This window comes from Paraburkholderia unamae, from assembly GCF_003268775.1.
Lineage (GTDB): Bacteria > Pseudomonadota > Gammaproteobacteria > Burkholderiales > Burkholderiaceae > Paraburkholderia > Paraburkholderia unamae.
In genome coordinates, this window is the sequence record NZ_QLSU01000002.1 from 332,394 (window position 1) to 347,023 (window position 14,630).

The following is a 14,630-nucleotide window of genomic DNA, read 5'->3' on the forward strand; positions in this document are numbered from 1 at the left end:
GCCGTTCTGCACGGGCGTTCGCGTATTCACCGCGGGGCCTTACTGTCCCGGTATCATGTCGCCACTCCTGGCGTCACACCAGGTCTCAAGTCAGGTTTCAAGCCAGTTACTGCGCGCCGCCCTCCCGCCGAAGTCGGCCGGAATCGTCGCACAGCACGGACTCTCAAAGGCAAACGATGGACGACAAGGCAATCGACGCGCTGCTCGAGCGCGTGCTGGCCCCGTGGGTGCGTGCACTCGCGATGAAACCGGTCGAGGTGACGGACGACAGCGCCACCTTGCGCCTGCCGTTTTCCGGCGAGTTGCGCCATTCGGGCGGCGTGATCTGCGGCCAGGTCTTCATGGCGGCGGCCGACACGGCCATGATCGTCGCGATTTCCGCGGCGCTCGGCGGCTTCAAGCCCATGACGACCGTTGCGCTCAACACCAACTTCATGCGCGCGGTGCGCAAGGGCGACGTGCTTGTCACGGCGCGCGTGCTGCGCATGGGCCGCAATCTGGTGTTCGGTGAAATAGAACTCTACGACGAAGACGGCCGGATGGCGGTTCACGCGACCTCGACTTACGCGCTGCTCGATTAAGCTTGGCGCTTCCGGCCGTTTCCGGTCGCATCGAAGGACGCACAAGGCATGTTCGATCAGGTGGTTTTCGCGGGCGGCGGCAATCGCTGCTGGTGGCAGGCGGGGTTCTGGGACATCGTCCAGCCCGAGCTGCGCATTCGCCCGCGCGTCATTACCGGCATCTCGGCGGGCGCGGCCACGGCGTGCATGCTCTACACGCGCGACGCCGACTGGGTCATGCGCTACTACGAGCAGGCGCTGCGCCACAACAAGCGCAACGCCTACTGGGGCAACCTGCTGCGCGGCGAGTCGGTGTTTCCGCACTACCGCATCTACCGGCAGGCGCTGCTCGACATCTACGGCGAGCCGTTCACGCGCCTCCAGGACGCGCCTGAGATCCGCATCGGCGTGTCGCATGTGCCGCGTTGGCTCGGCGCGCGCAGCGCCGTGGCGGCGGGTCTCATCGCGTACAACATCGAAAAGCACATCCGCAAGACGCTGCACCCCACGCTCGGGCGCAAGCTCGGGTTTCATCCTGAGTTCGTGACGGCGCAGGAATGCGCGAGCGTGGAGGATCTGGCCGACCTGATCCTGCAATCGTCATGCACGCCGCCGTTCACGCCCGTGCTGCGCCGCGACGGCCGCCCCGTACTCGACGGCGGGATGGTGGACAACGTGCCGGTCGGCGCGCTCGACGAGACGCCCGGCCGCGTGCTGGTGATGGTGACGCGGCTCTATCCGCGCCCGCAGATGTTCGTGGTGCGCCATCAGGCGGCCGGGGGCGTGCAGCAGCGTCTCTACGTGCAGCCTTCGGCCAAGGTGCCGATCTCGAGCTGGGACTACACGAGCCCGCAGCAGATGCAGCACGCCTACAACCTCGGCCGCGTGGACGGCGAGCGTTTTCTCGCGCGTTTGCCCGAGGTCATGGAAGCGGCCGCGCACGCTTGAGCGCGCGGCCGGATTGGGCATGAGAAACAGGAAAGGGCGGCGAGCGCCCTGTGCCTCCGGCGCTTAGCGGCGGCGGCCGCCCTGGAGGGCTTCGGGGTTCGCGACGCTCGCGTGGTCGCCCGCATCGAAGGCGAGGATGTTGCGGAACGCCGCGCCGAAATAAAGCTCGTAGCTCTCGCGCTCCACATAGCCGATGTGCGGCGTGCAGATCACGTTTTCCATGCGCAGCAGGCTGTAGCCTTGCAGGATCGGCTCGCTCTCGTAGACATCGATCGCCACCATGCCCGGCCGGTTGTGCGCGAGCGCGCCGAGCAGCGCGTTCTCTTCCAGCAGTTCCGCGCGGCTCGTGTTCACGAGCAGCGACGTGGGCTTCATGCGCAGCAGGTCTTCCTGCTTCACGATCCCGCGCGTGTCGTCGTGCAGGCGCAGATGCAGCGAAAGCACATCGCTTTCCTCGAACAGCGCCTCGCGGCTTGCGGCGGCTTCGTAGCCGTCGGCGCGCGCCGCTTCGAGCGAATGCTCGCGGCCCCACACCAGCACGCGCATGCCGAACGCCTTGCCGTAGCCGGCCACGAGGCGGCCGATCTTCCCATAGCCCCAGATGCCGAGCGTCTGCCCGCGCATCACCTGACCCAGACCGAAGTTGGGCGGCATTGCCGAAGTCTTGAGACCCGACTGCTGCCACGCGCCCTGCTTGAGGTTGGCGACGTACTGCGGAATGCGGCGCTGGGCGGCCATGATGAGCGCCCACGTGAGTTCGGCCGGCGCGACTGGCGAGCCCGTGCCTTCGAGCACGGCAATGCCGCGCTCCGTGCAGGCGGGAATGTCGATATGCGGACCGGCCTTGCCGGTCTGGCTGATCATGCGCAGATGCGGGAGCTTGTCGAGCAGTTGCGAGTTGATGCGCGTGCGTTCGCGGATCAGCACGAGCGCGTCGACTTCGGCGAGGCGGCTGGCGAGTTGGCCCAAGCCTCGCACGGTGTTGTTGAAAACCTTGACCTCGTGGTCGGCGAGCAGTTGAAAGCAGTCGAGCTTGCGGACGGCGTCCTGGTAGTCGTCAAGGATGGCAATTTTCATGGCAGCGGGTTGTTTTGCGTGTATTGCGTCGCGCCCTGTGTAGCGCGACTTCGATGTTCATCTGGTGGTTATCCCACTATGCAGCGCCGGGAAGACTGGTATGAATAAGGGGAGCCTTCACGTGGCGCGCCGTGTGCAGCAGCAGGCATTGCATTTGCGCATGAGCACGGTTACGCACGCAGGTTATACGACGCGGCCGTCGGCCGCGAATTTGCAACTTTTAACAGCTTGTCGGGTTGCGATGCAAGCCGCTTTACAGACGGTTTCGAACCCCAGCTCAAAGGGCCTTGACGACCTGCCAACTGCGCGGACCGATTTTCAGGTTGATCTGCCATCAACTTTTGGTTCGCAGGAGTTGCGCCTCTCGCGTGCAGCGTCTAAAAGGGCCGCTTCCCTTTTTACAGCCCTAAAATCGGAGACAGCTCGATGAACCATCCCGACTACCAAGCCCAGGCCGCCGCTCAGGTGCCCGCCTGGGTCCGGAACCGGAAACTGATCGCCTGGGTGCAAAAGATCGCAGCGCACACGCAGCCCGATCGCATTGTCTGGTGCGACGGCTCCCAGGAAGAATACGACCGACTGTGTGCGCAAATGGTCGAAGCCGGCACGATGCGCCGCCTCAATCCGCAAAAACGCCCCAATTCGTATCTCGCGTGCTCCGACCCTTCGGACGTCGCACGCGTGGAAGACCGCACCTTCATTTGCTCGCCGCGCAAGGAAGACGTCGGCCCGACCAACAACTGGATCGCGCCCGCCGAAATGCGCGCGACGCTGGACGGTCTCTTTGCCGGCTCGATGCGCGGCCGCACGATGTACGTCGTGCCGTTCTCGATGGGGCCGCTCGGCTCGCCCATCGCGCATATCGGCGTGGAGCTGTCGGACAGCCCGTACGTGGTCGTGAACATGCGCATCATGACGCGCATGGGCCGCGCCGTGTACGACGTGCTGGGCGAGGACGGTCCCTTCGTGCCCTGCGTGCACACCGTCGGCGCGCCGCTGGCGGCGGGCGAGAAAGACGTGCCGTGGCCCTGCAACAAGACGAAGTACATCGTCCACTTCCCGGAAACGCGCGAGATCTGGAGCTATGGCTCGGGCTACGGCGGCAATGCGCTGCTCGGCAAGAAGTGCTTCGCGCTGCGCATCGCTTCGACCATGGGGCGCGACGAAGGCTGGCTCGCCGAGCACATGCTGATTCTCGGCGTGCGCTCGCCCGAAGGCCGCAAGTACCACGTCGCGGCGGCGTTCCCGTCGGCGTGCGGCAAGACCAACTTCGCCATGCTGATTCCGCCCAAGGCGATGAACGGCTGGGAAATCACCACGATCGGCGACGATATTGCGTGGATCAAGCCAGGCGCGGACGGCCGCCTCTACGCGATCAACCCCGAGGCGGGCTATTTCGGCGTGGCGCCGGGCACGGGTGAAAAGACCAACTTCAACGCCATGGCGACGCTCAAGGAGAACGTGATCTTCACGAACGTCGCGCTCACCGATGACGGCGACGTCTGGTGGGAAGGCATGACCGACGAGGCGCCCGCGCACCTGATCGACTGGATGGGCGACGACTGGACGCCCGCCATCGGCAAGGAGACGGGCCGCAAGGCCGCGCATCCGAACGCGCGTTTCACGGCCCCGGCTTCGCAATGCCCGTCGATCGATCCCGAATGGGAGAACCCGAAGGGCGTGGCCATCGACGCCTTCATTTTCGGCGGCCGCCGCTCGACCACGGTGCCGCTCGTGACCGAGGCGCGCGACTGGACCGAAGGCGTCTACATGGCCGCCACCATGGGCTCGGAAACCACGGCCGCGGCGGCGGGGCAGCAGGGCGTGGTGCGCCGCGACCCGTTCGCCATGCTGCCGTTCTGCGGCTACAACATGGCCGCCTATTTCGGCCACTGGCTGGCAACGGGCGAGCGCCTCGCAAAACTCGGCGCGACGCTGCCGCGCATTTTCTGTGTGAACTGGTTCCGCAAGGGGCCGGATGGCAAGTTCGTGTGGCCGGGCTTCGGCGAGAACATGCGCGTGCTCGAATGGATGGTGCGCCGCATCGAGGGCCAGGCCACGGGCGAGGAGCATGCGTTCGGCGTGTCGCCGCGCTACGGCGACCTCGACTGGAGCGGCCTGAACTTCACGCAGGCGCAGTTCGAGCAGGTGATTTCCGTGGACGCCGACGATTGGCGCGCCGAACTCGCGCTGCACGCCGAACTGTTCGACAAGCTCGCGCACGGTTTGCCGCAGGTGCTCAAGGACGCGCGCGAGAGGCTGGAAGCGCGTCTGTGATTGCATGATGTGAGCGCTTGCTAACTGGATGGCCGCCTTCTGGCGGCCATTTTTATTTCCGGGGTCGAATGAATTGATGCGGTGCGGAGCGCCGTCTGTTCGACGTTTGTCGGGAAATTTCGCTGCAATGCGCAAAATTGTTTCGATCGAGGAAACAATTGACCATCCGTTAGTGCATTTTGGGGCGCAGTCGAAGAATTCGTAAAGAAATTAGGGGCTTCGGAGGCAACTTCTGCACGATTTCTGCTGTCGTAGGAGAATTCGCGGTTTCCACCGCTGATTTTCAGCGGGTAGTAACAGGCAGGAGTTGTCTCATGGATCATTTGCAGTCGATGCGAGTTTTCGTCAAAGTCGCCGACCTCGGCAGTTTCGCCCGGGCCGCTTCCGCGATGGATATCTCGAATGCGGTTGCGACGCGGCATGTCGCCGACCTCGAAGGTCGGCTCGGTACGCGTTTGCTCAATCGCACGACCCGCAGTCTCTCCCTGACCGAATCGGGTCAGGTCTATCTCGAGCGCGCCCGCCAGATTCTCGATGAGCTCGAAGATGTCGAGCAGATGGTCGTCGCGCGCAACCACGAACCGGTAGGCACGCTGCGCATCGTCGCGCCGGTGGTGTTCGGCCTCCACAATCTTGCTCCGGTGCTGCAAACGTACACGCAGCGCTATCCCCAGGTGATCCCCGATGTCACGCTGGTCGACCGCCAGGTCGATCTCGTGGAAGAGGGCTTCGATCTGGGCGTCGTGACCGCGCGCCAGATGCGCAGCGCGAGCATCGTCACGCGCCGCCTCACCACCGGTTGCATGACCGTGTGCGCGACGCCGGCGTACCTCGAAAAGCACGGCACGCCCACGCGCCCCGAGCAGTTGATGGAGCACCCGAGCCTCTCGCTGCCCTCCGAGTACTGGGGCGACGAGCGCGTCTTCACGGGGCCGGACGGTGAAGTTCGCGTGCGTCCGACCAATGTGATCGTGGCGAACAACACCGAGATGCTGCGCCAGTTCGCGCTGCTCGGCATGGGCATCGCGATCCTGCCGAGCTATCTGATCGGGCGCGACATGACGCGCGGGCGCCTCGTGCGCCTGCTTGGCGACTATCGTCTGCCGCAGGTGGAGATCAACGTCGCGTACCCGAGCCGCCGCCACTTGCCGGCCAAGGTGCGTACGTTCATCGATCACCTCGTCGAGCACTTCAGCCAGACGCCCAACAGCCAGCTCGGCGAGCAGTGGGTCAAGGACGGCCTCGCGCTGCCGGCGGCCGCGCCGGGTCGCAACGGTGCGGCGAACGAGGGCTACGACGGCGCGCAGGCTTCTGCGAGCCTGCATGACGGCGAGCGCAACGGCATGGACGCCGAGCGTGCGCCCAAAGCCGCACGCGCTTCGGCGGCGCGGACGCGAACTTCGGCGATCTCGCCGCTATAAGTCGAGATACACGCCCGAATTAGCCAATAATTAGCCAATAAAAAAGGCGCAGCTTCGTGAGAAGCTGCGCCTTTTTGCTTGCCTGCGTCAGCCCAGCCGATGACGGCTGGCACAGGACTGCCTTATGAGCCCGTCTTGCGTGCCGCCGTCTTGCGGGCAGCGGTTTTGCGCGCCGGTGCGGCCTTCGCCGCCGCGGTCTTGCGGGCGGGCTTCGCGGTTTCTTCCGATTCGGCCGCGTCGTTCGCCGCTTCGCCCGAGGCTTCGGCCGTCGCCGCCGCCTTTTTCCCTGCCGTCTTGGCCGCCGTCTTCGCGCTCGGCTCCTTCTTCTCGAACTCGAAGCCGATCTTGCCGTCCGGCTGCTTGACGAGGAATGCCTTGAAGTTGCGACCCGTACGCGACGACTTGAAGTTGGTCAGCAGATCGGTGCGGCCTTCGGCCAGCAGCTTCGCCATTTGGTCACGCGTGATCTCCTGCTGGAGGATCACCTTGCCCGAGCGGAAGTCGCAGGTCTTCGGATTCGCAACCGAGTGCTCGCACACATAGCTCATGCCGTGCTCGAACACGCGGCCCTTGCACTTCGGACACGCGCCCACGGCCTCTTGCTGCGAGAAGTCGGGCGCTTCGCCATCTTCGGCGCCCTGGTCCTGGCCGAAATCGAACTCGAGCTTGTAGTTCTTGATTTCGTCGTCGAACGAGAGCTTGAGGATGGCCGAGAACGGCCGGCCCATCTTGCTGCGGAAGCCCGAGAGCGGGCCGATCGTCTTGTTCTGAAGCAGTTCTTCGACTTCGGGAATTTCGAACTGGCGACCACCCGGAATCTTCGAGATCGAGAACTCGCACTTCGTGCACGCGAAGCGGCGGTAGTTTTCCTTCACCTGGCCGCCGCAATTCGGACACGGCGTGGTCAGCGTCGCGTAGTCGCCGGGGATGGTGTCCGAATCGTATTCCTTCGCGCGCTTCACGATGGTCTGCGTCATGCGGGCGATTTCCTGCATGAACGCGTCGCGCGGCAGCTTGCCGCGCTCCATCTGCGAAAGCTTGTACTCCCACTCGCCGGTAAGCTCCGGCGCGGTGAGTTCTTCCACGCCGAGGCCCCGCAACAGCGTCATGAGCTGGAACGCCTTGGCCGTGGGAATCAGCTCGCGGCCTTCGCGCACGAGATACTTTTCGCCGAGCAGACCTTCGATGATCGCCGCGCGCGTGGCCGGCGTGCCGAGGCCCTTGGCGGCCATGGCCTCGCGCAGCTCCTCGTCGTCCACCAGCTTGCCCGCGCCTTCCATGGCCGAGAGCAGCGTGGCTTCGTTGTAGCGCGCAGGCGGCTTGGTCACGAGTTGATGCGCCGCGATCTTGTCGGTCTTGACCTTCTCGTCCTTTTGCACCGGCACGAGGTTGGCGTCGTCGCCGCCCGTCTCGCGGCCGTAGACCTGGAGCCAGCCCGGCTCGATCAGCACCTTGCCTTCGGTCTTGAAGTGATGGCCCGCGACTTCGGTGATCCGCGTGGTGACGCGATATTCCGCCGCCGGGAAGAACACGGCGAGGAAGCGCTTCACGACGAGGTCGTAGAGCTTCTGCTCAGGCTCGGAAAGCGACTTCGGCGCCTGCAACGTGGGGATGATGGCGAAGTGGTCGCTGATCTTCGAGTTGTCGAAAATGCGCTTGTTCGGCTTCACCCACCCCTTGTCGAGCACCTGCTTGGCGTGCGGCAGGTAGTTGTTGCTCTCCTTGAGCATCTCGAGCGTCTCTTTCACGGTGCCCATGTAATCCTCGGGCAGCGCGCGCGAATCGGTACGCGGGTAGGTGAGCACCTTGTGCTTTTCGTACAGCGCCTGGGCGAGGCCCAGCGTGTTCTTGGCCGAAAAGCCGAAGCGGCCGTTGGCTTCGCGTTGCAGGCTCGTCAGGTCGAAGAGCGCGGGCGAGAGCTGCGTGGACGGCTTCGATTCCTCGGTGACCGTGCCTTCGCGGCCATGGCACGCGGCCACGATCGTTTCGGCGGCCGGCAGGCTCCAGAGGCGAGAGTCGCGCTTTTCCGGATCGAACTCGTCCTTCTTGAATTTCGGGTCGTACCAGCGGCCTTCGTAGAAGCCCTTCGCGCAGACGAACTCCGCGCGCACTTCCCAGTAGTCGCGCGGGATAAAGCGGCGAATTTTCTCTTCACGTTCGACGACGATCGAGAGCGTTGGCGTCTGAACACGGCCGACGGTCGTGAGGAAGAAGCCGCCGCCCTTGCTGTTGAACGCGGTCATCGCGCGCGTGCCGTTGATGCCCACGAGCCAGTCGGCTTCGGAGCGGCAGCGGGCGGCGTCGGCGAGCGGGAGCATGTCGTCGTCGCTGCGCAGGTTCGCGAAGCCGTCGCGGATCGCCTGCGGCGTCATCGACTGGAGCCACAGGCGCTGGACCGGCTGCTTCGCCTTCGCGTGCTGCGCGATCAGGCGGAAGATCAGCTCGCCCTCGCGCCCCGCGTCGCAGGCGTTGATGAGTCGCGTGACGTCTTTGCGCTTGAGCAGCTTCGTGAGCACCTTGAGCCGCGACTCGCTCTTGGCGATCGGGTTCAGGTCGAAGTGCGGCGGGATCACGGGCAGATGGGCGAAGCTCCATTTGCCTCGCTTGACCTCGTATTCCTCGGGCGCGGCGATTTCCAGCAGATGGCCGACCGCCGACGAGAGCACGTAGTCGTCGCTCTCGTAGTATTCGTCATGCTTGGTAAAACCGCCCAGAGCGCGCGCGATGTCGTTCGCGACGGATGGCTTCTCGGCGATGATCAGAGCTTTGGACATGACTGGTTGCTAGTGGGTGAATCCGGTTGGCGCCCCGGGCCGATGCCTAGTGAATGGGCGCTTGGGCTCGATGCCCGGCTTGGCCGCCCCGCTTTGGGGGGCCTTTCTCGACCGCTTTATAGCACATGGCGCGCCGGCGTCGATTTTTGTGTTCGCTTACGGCGGCATTCGCGCAACGCCCAAGGCGCCCAATCATAAGGGTGCGCCAGACGGTGCGGCAAGCGGTGCGTCTGATCGGGGTCAGATGTTGATTGACCCCGGACGGGCCTCAGGCCGCGGTCAGCGCGGGTCGCAGCTTCGGCGCATCGGCCACGCCTGGCAGCGCCGTGAGGTCCGAGAGCATCCGTTCGACCACGGCGCCGTGCGGCAGGACCGTGCCGAAGAAGCGCGTGGCGTGCCCGTCCTCGATCAGGATGGTCGGGAAGTTTTCCACGTCGAGGTCGTCGAAGCGGTCGGCGTGCGTTTCGATGTCGATATAAGCGAAGCAGATCTCGGGGTGTGCTTCGGCAATACGGTCGAAGGTGGCCCGATAGTCGCGACAGGTGCCGCACCACTGCGCGCACAGGCACGCCACGAACAGCGTGTCGTGGTCGCTGACGCGCTCTGCGATCAGGTCGGCGTCGGTGTCGAGGTCAAGCGCGGGCATGGTCGTTCCTTGCGTTCTCTTCTATATAGTGCGGGGCGTTTGGCGCGAATGTATCACGGCGGCGCACCGGCGGTGGCCCTCGCACCGGGCGCCGCGCTAAGCGCGCGTGGCCCGGACGAACCAGCCGCCGGGCAGCACGTCGAGACGGCCAGCCAGTTCGAGTTGCAGCAGCGTGCCTTGCAGCACCGCTTCGGCCATGTCGGTGCGCTGCGCGAGGATTTCAAGCGTGGCCGGTGCGTGGCCGAGCGCTTCGAGCAGGCGCCGTGCGTCCTCGCCGAGGCTGGCGGGCAGTGCGGGTTCGAACGTCAGCGGTTGCGTCGTCAGCGGTTGCGTCGTATCCGTTGGCCGCTGCACGCCATCGAACGGCACCGAGACTTTCGGGCCGCGTGTGCCTCGCCGCGTAGCGCGCGCCTGGCCGCCAGGCGCTTGCCCGACGTTCAGCGCTTCGAGCACCTCTTCTGGCGATTCGACCAATTGCGCGCCCTGCTTGATGAGCCCATGGCAGCCGCGCGTGAGCGGCGCGTGGATCGAGCCGGGCAGCGCAAAAACGTCGCGCCCCATTTCGTTGGCGAGGCGCGCCGTGATGAGCGAGCCGGAGCGTTGCGCGGCCTCCACGACGACCACGCCCTCCACGAGCGCGGCGATCACGCGGTTGCGCTGCGGAAAGTTGGCAGACCGCGCGGGCGTGCCGAGCGGCCATTCGGAGACGAGCGTGCCAAGCGCGGCGATCTGCGTGGCGAGCGCGTGGTGCGCGGGCGGATAGACGAGGTCCGCGCCCGTGCCGATGACCGCGACGGTGCCGCCGCGTTCGTCGAGCGCGCCGCGATGCGCGGCGCCGTCCACGCCGAGCGCCAGTCCCGAGACGACCGTGAGACCCGACGCGGCGAGCGTGCGTGCGAAGCGGGCGGCGTCTTCGAGGGCCTGCGGCGTGGCGTTGCGGCTGCCCACCACGGCCACCGCCCGCGCATGGAGCAGATCGAGCCGGCCCTTCACGTAGAGCAGCGGCGGCGGGTCGGGCATGGCGAGCAGGCGCGGCGGATAGGCCGGGTCGGCCAATGTGACTAGCGCGTTGCCGCTCGCCGCGCACCATGCCTGCAAAGCTTCGAGCCGCTGTGCGAAGTCCGCGCCCGGCTCGGCCAGCGCGGCGTGGGCGGCTTGCGCGCCCGCCACGGCGGCGAGCGAGGCGAAGGGCTGCGCCAGCACGTTTTGCGGCAGGCCGAACGCGCCTAGCAGGGCGCGCAGCGCGGCGGGCTTGAGACCACGCGCGAGCGCGAGCCGCAGCCAGGCGGCCTGCTCCTCGGGCGTGAGCGGTAAGGTCGTGTGCATCGCGTTCTCCGGCGGCGGGCGTATTGCCGCACGTCGTGATAAAATTTTCACCATCCGAAATACACCGTCGCGCCTTCACATGGCGTTGCGCACGCCCGATGCTCAGCGTGCTCGCGCGGACACCCGCGCGTCCAACGTTGAATTGCGGCCCGTTCGTCCGTATCTGTCCGCATATCCTCCGTGTCCGGCACGGGGCTCGCAAGCTGGCCGAACGGCCAGTGAGCGCATCGCCGCGAAGCACCCGGCGCCTAACGAGAAACCCGTCAAATCATGGCTCTACTGAATATTCTTCATTACCCGGACAAGCGCCTGCACAAGGTCGCGAAGCCGGTCGAGGTGGTCAACGACCGTATCCGCAGGCTCGTCGCCGACATGGCCGAAACCATGTACGCCGCGCCCGGCGTCGGCCTCGCCGCGACCCAGGTCGACGTGCACGAGCGCGTGGTGGTGATCGACGTTTCCGACGCGCACGACGAACTGCGCGTGTTCATCAACCCGGAAATCATCTGGTCGAGCGCCGAGCGCGAAGTGCACGAAGAAGGCTGCCTCTCCGTGCCCGGCATCTACGACGAAGTCGAGCGCGCGGAAAAGGTGCGCGTGCGCGCGCTCAACGAGAAGGGCGAGACCTACGAAGTGGACTGTGAAGGGCTGCTCGCGGTGTGCATCCAGCACGAAATGGATCACCTGATGGGCAAGGTGTTCGTCGAGTACCTGTCGTCGCTCAAGCAAACGCGTATCCGCAGCAAGATGAAGAAGCTCGAACGCGCGATGTAAGCGCGATACAGGCACGATTTGCGCGCGTTCTTTCTCGCTGTTTCGCCTTCGTTTTGTTGCGCCGCGCCGTTTTTCCCTTCGTCAACCCGCCACGCACCGAGCGCTCATGAGCCATAGTCTTCGCGTCATCTTCGCCGGCACGCCGGAATTCGCTGCTGCGGCGCTTGCCGCGATTCACGAGGCGGGCTTTACCGTGCCGCTCGTGCTGACCCAGCCTGACCGTCCGGCGGGCCGCGGCATGAAACTTCAGGCGAGCCCGGTCAAACGCTATGCGCAGGAGCACGGCATGGCCGTGGCCCAGCCGCCCTCGCTGCGCCGCACCGGCAAGTATCCGGAAGAAGCGGCCGCCGCGCTGGACCTGTTGCGCGCCACGCCGCACGACGTGATGGTGGTCGCCGCATACGGCCTCCTTCTGCCGCAGGAAGTGCTCGACATTCCGCCGCACGGCTGCATCAACATTCACGCTTCGATCCTGCCGCGCTGGCGCGGCGCCGCGCCCATTCACCGCGCGATCGAAGCGGGCGACGCCGAAACCGGCATCACGCTCATGCAGATGGACGTGGGCCTCGACACCGGGCCGATGATCTCCGAAGTGCGCACCGCCATTGCGCCGGGCGACACCACGGCGACGCTGCATGACCGCCTCGCGCAACTCGGCGCGAAGCTGATCGTGGACGGGCTCGTCGCGCTCGAACGCGACTGCGCGCTGCCCGCCACCCCGCAGCCCTCGGAGGGCACGACCTACGCCGAAAAAATCGGCAAGCACGAGGCCGCGCTCGACTGGCGGCGCCCGGCTGTGGCGCTCGCGCGGCAGATTCGCGCGTTCGACCCGTTCCCGGGTGGCGCGGCCACGCTGGACGGCGCGCAGCTCAAGCTGTGGGCGGCCGAGCCGGTCGAGCGTTCGACGGTGGCGGCGCAGCCCGGCGAGATTCTCGAGGTGAGCGCGGCGGGCGTGGTGGTGGCCTGTGGCGAGGGGGCGCTGCGCCTCACGCAACTGCAAAAGCCGGGTGGCAAGCGCCTGCCCGCGCGCGAATTCCTGGCGGGCATGCCGCTGGCGGCGGGCCAGCGCTTCCAGTTGCCCGAGGCCTCGGCAGCCTGAGCCCGCGCGCCGCGACGGGCGGCACGCCGTGCGGCGACCGGCGCGTTAGAATCAAAGGCGCTTCAGCGCCGTTCGCAATTTGAGCAATCTTGAGGTTGGCATGCTCGGCATCACCCATTTCGGTTTCTTCCTCGTGGCCGTCTTTCTTCTGAACGTGACGCCGGGCCCCGATACCGCCTACATCGTCGGGCGCAGCGTCGCGCAGGGCCGCGGCGCGGGCCTCGTCTCCGCGCTCGGCATCTCGGCGGGCTGCTGCGTGCACTCGCTCGCCTGCGCGTTCGGCCTGACGGCGCTGCTCGCGGCGTCCGCCACGGCGTTCACGGTCATCAAGATCGTCGGCGCGATCTATCTCGTGTATCTCGGCGTGCGCCTCGTCCTCACGAAGCAGGAAGCCAGCCCGGCCGCGGGCGAAGCGCCGGCCGCCGGTGCGGCGCGCCCGCTGCGTCAGCTCTTCCTCTCGGGTTTCTGGACCAACGTGCTCAACCCGAAGGTCGTGCTGTTCTTCGTTTCGTTCTTCCCGCAGTTCGTGAGCGCCGAAAGCGCGCACAAGGCGCTCGCGTTCCTTACGCTCGGTGCCGTGTTCGTGGTGATGAGCATGATGTGGAACAGTCTTGTCGCATGGGTGGCGGGCAGCGTCACGCGCCGCTTCGCAGGCAAACCGGGCGTGAAGAAGTGGCTCGACCGGACGGTCGGCTCGGCGTTCGTCGGCCTCGGGCTGAGGCTGGCCGCCGCCTCGCGCTGAGATTGAATTTTTCGCACCCGCCCTTATCTAACAGATCGCTTACAATGCGCTCGCCCGCGTGTGGCTGACCGGCTGGCGGCGGGCGTTCAACGATCGATTTGATCCCCTCGTGGGTGAAGGAGCAGAGCACATGTTCAACTGGGTCAAGACCGCGATGTTGATGGCCGCGATTACGGCCCTTTTCATCGCGATTGGCGGGCTGATCGGCGGGCATCGGGGCATGATGCTGGCGCTGTTCTTCGCGCTCGCCATGAACTTCTTCTCGTACTGGTATTCGGACAAGATGGTCCTGCGCATGTACAACGCGCAGGAAGTCGACGAAACCACGGCGCCGCAGTTCTACCGCATGGTGCGCGATCTGGCCACGCGCGCGGGCCTGCCCATGCCGCGCGTCTACCTCATCAACGAGGACGCGCCCAACGCTTTCGCCACGGGCCGCAACCCCGAGCACGCGGCGGTCGCGGCGACCACGGGCATCCTGCGGGTGCTGTCCGAGCGCGAGATGCGCGGGGTGATGGCGCACGAACTCGCGCACGTGAAGCACCGCGACATTCTCATCTCGACGATTTCGGCGACCATGGCCGGCGCGATCTCGGCGCTCGCCAACTTCGCGATGATCTTCGGCGGCCGCGACGAGAACGGCCGTCCGGCCAACCCGATCGCGAGCATTGCCGTGGCGCTGCTCGCGCCGATCGCGGGCGCGCTGATCCAGATGGCGATTTCGCGTGCGCGCGAGTTCGAGGCCGACCGCGGCGGCGCGGAGATTTCGGGCGACCCGCAGGCGCTCGCCTCGGCGCTCGACAAGATCCATCGCTACGCGCAGGGCATTCCGTTCCAGACTGCGGAAGCGCATCCGGCCACGGCGCAGATGATGATCATGAATCCGCTCTCGGGCGGTGGTATCGCGAACCTGTTCAGCACGCACCCGGCCACGGAAGAGCGCATCCGCCGCTTGATGGAAATGGCCGCCGGCCGCCGCTAGGGCT

12 protein-coding genes are annotated in these 14,630 nt (G+C 66.0%); 8 read left to right on the forward strand and 4 right to left on the reverse strand.

What is annotated here, in order from left to right; translation table 11 throughout:
* Window positions 1-176 precede the first annotated feature (176 nt).
* Both C7401_RS04170 and C7401_RS04175 read left to right on the forward strand, forming a co-directional pair.
* Entirely contained in the window at window positions 177-581 is a 405-nt protein-coding gene (locus C7401_RS04170) for a PaaI family thioesterase (protein ID WP_112170078.1), read from the forward strand.
* Between the two features lie 48 nt (window positions 582-629).
* The gene (locus C7401_RS04175; RefSeq protein WP_112170079.1) at window positions 630-1,508 is read left to right on the forward strand and encodes a patatin-like phospholipase family protein; all 879 of its coding nucleotides are present in this window, start codon (window positions 630-632) and stop codon (window positions 1,506-1,508) included.
* A 63-nt stretch (window positions 1,509-1,571) separates the two neighbouring features.
* Here C7401_RS04175 and C7401_RS04180 read toward each other — a convergent pair whose 3' ends face one another.
* Window positions 1,572-2,585 (reverse strand): D-2-hydroxyacid dehydrogenase family protein, encoded by a 1,014-nt coding sequence (locus C7401_RS04180; RefSeq protein ID WP_112170080.1) that lies wholly within the window; start codon window positions 2,583-2,585, stop codon window positions 1,572-1,574.
* Between the two features lie 426 nt (window positions 2,586-3,011).
* On the opposite strand from C7401_RS04180, the gene C7401_RS04185 reads away from it, so the two are divergent.
* Complete coding sequence (locus tag C7401_RS04185) at window positions 3,012-4,862, forward strand: phosphoenolpyruvate carboxykinase (GTP) (RefSeq protein WP_112170081.1); 1,851 nt, start codon at window positions 3,012-3,014, stop codon at window positions 4,860-4,862.
* Between the two features lie 314 nt (window positions 4,863-5,176).
* Window positions 5,177-6,283: a transcriptional regulator GvmR gene (gvmR, locus tag C7401_RS04190; protein ID WP_112170082.1), complete on the forward strand. Its 1,107-nt coding sequence runs from the start codon at window positions 5,177-5,179 to the stop codon at window positions 6,281-6,283.
* A 122-nt stretch (window positions 6,284-6,405) separates the two neighbouring features.
* On the opposite strand, the gene C7401_RS04195 is transcribed toward gvmR, so the two are convergent.
* The 3 genes from C7401_RS04195 to dprA all read right to left on the reverse strand — a co-directional run bounded on the left by C7401_RS04195 (window position 6,406) and on the right by dprA (window position 11,029).
* On the reverse strand, window positions 6,406-9,057 hold the full coding sequence (locus tag C7401_RS04195) for a DNA topoisomerase III (RefSeq protein WP_112170083.1): 2,652 nt from the start codon (window positions 9,055-9,057) through the stop codon (window positions 6,406-6,408).
* 268 nt (window positions 9,058-9,325) lie between these two features.
* Window positions 9,326-9,703 (reverse strand): thioredoxin family protein, encoded by a 378-nt coding sequence (locus tag C7401_RS04200; RefSeq protein ID WP_112170084.1) that lies wholly within the window; start codon window positions 9,701-9,703, stop codon window positions 9,326-9,328.
* A 96-nt stretch (window positions 9,704-9,799) separates the two neighbouring features.
* Complete coding sequence (gene dprA, locus C7401_RS04205) at window positions 9,800-11,029, reverse strand: DNA-processing protein DprA (protein WP_112170085.1); 1,230 nt, start codon at window positions 11,027-11,029, stop codon at window positions 9,800-9,802.
* A 270-nt stretch (window positions 11,030-11,299) separates the two neighbouring features.
* Between dprA and def the strand changes: the two genes are divergently transcribed.
* From def to htpX, 4 genes are all read left to right on the forward strand, one after another.
* On the forward strand, window positions 11,300-11,803 hold the full coding sequence (gene def, locus C7401_RS04210; protein WP_112170086.1) for a peptide deformylase: 504 nt from the start codon (window positions 11,300-11,302) through the stop codon (window positions 11,801-11,803).
* Window positions 11,804-11,909: 106 nt separating this feature from the next.
* Entirely contained in the window at window positions 11,910-12,902 is a 993-nt protein-coding gene (fmt, locus tag C7401_RS04215) for a methionyl-tRNA formyltransferase (protein WP_112170087.1), read from the forward strand.
* Between the two features lie 100 nt (window positions 12,903-13,002).
* Window positions 13,003-13,644 carry a LysE family translocator gene (locus C7401_RS04220; RefSeq protein ID WP_112170088.1) on the forward strand — a complete coding sequence of 214 codons (642 nt, stop codon included), beginning with the start codon at window positions 13,003-13,005 and terminating at the stop codon, window positions 13,642-13,644.
* A 130-nt stretch (window positions 13,645-13,774) separates the two neighbouring features.
* On the forward strand, window positions 13,775-14,626 hold the full coding sequence (gene htpX, locus C7401_RS04225; protein WP_112170089.1) for a zinc metalloprotease HtpX: 852 nt from the start codon (window positions 13,775-13,777) through the stop codon (window positions 14,624-14,626).
* Window positions 14,627-14,630 lie beyond the last annotated feature (4 nt).

Coding starts and splice junctions, on each gene's coding strand:
- C7401_RS04170 (WP_112170078.1), top strand. CDS start 177: ATGGACGACAAGGCAATCGACGCGCTGCTCGAGCGCGTGCTGGCCCCG.
- C7401_RS04175 (WP_112170079.1), top strand. CDS start 630: ATGTTCGATCAGGTGGTTTTCGCGGGCGGCGGCAATCGCTGCTGGTGG.
- C7401_RS04180 (WP_112170080.1), bottom strand. CDS start 2,585: ATGAAAATTGCCATCCTTGACGACTACCAGGACGCCGTCCGCAAGCTC.
- C7401_RS04185 (WP_112170081.1), top strand. CDS start 3,012: ATGAACCATCCCGACTACCAAGCCCAGGCCGCCGCTCAGGTGCCCGCC.
- gvmR (WP_112170082.1), top strand. CDS start 5,177: ATGGATCATTTGCAGTCGATGCGAGTTTTCGTCAAAGTCGCCGACCTC.
- C7401_RS04195 (WP_112170083.1), bottom strand. CDS start 9,057: ATGTCCAAAGCTCTGATCATCGCCGAGAAGCCATCCGTCGCGAACGAC.
- C7401_RS04200 (WP_112170084.1), bottom strand. CDS start 9,703: ATGCCCGCGCTTGACCTCGACACCGACGCCGACCTGATCGCAGAGCGC.
- dprA (WP_112170085.1), bottom strand. CDS start 11,029: ATGCACACGACCTTACCGCTCACGCCCGAGGAGCAGGCCGCCTGGCTG.
- def (WP_112170086.1), top strand. CDS start 11,300: ATGGCTCTACTGAATATTCTTCATTACCCGGACAAGCGCCTGCACAAG.
- fmt (WP_112170087.1), top strand. CDS start 11,910: ATGAGCCATAGTCTTCGCGTCATCTTCGCCGGCACGCCGGAATTCGCT.
- C7401_RS04220 (WP_112170088.1), top strand. CDS start 13,003: ATGCTCGGCATCACCCATTTCGGTTTCTTCCTCGTGGCCGTCTTTCTT.
- htpX (WP_112170089.1), top strand. CDS start 13,775: ATGTTCAACTGGGTCAAGACCGCGATGTTGATGGCCGCGATTACGGCC.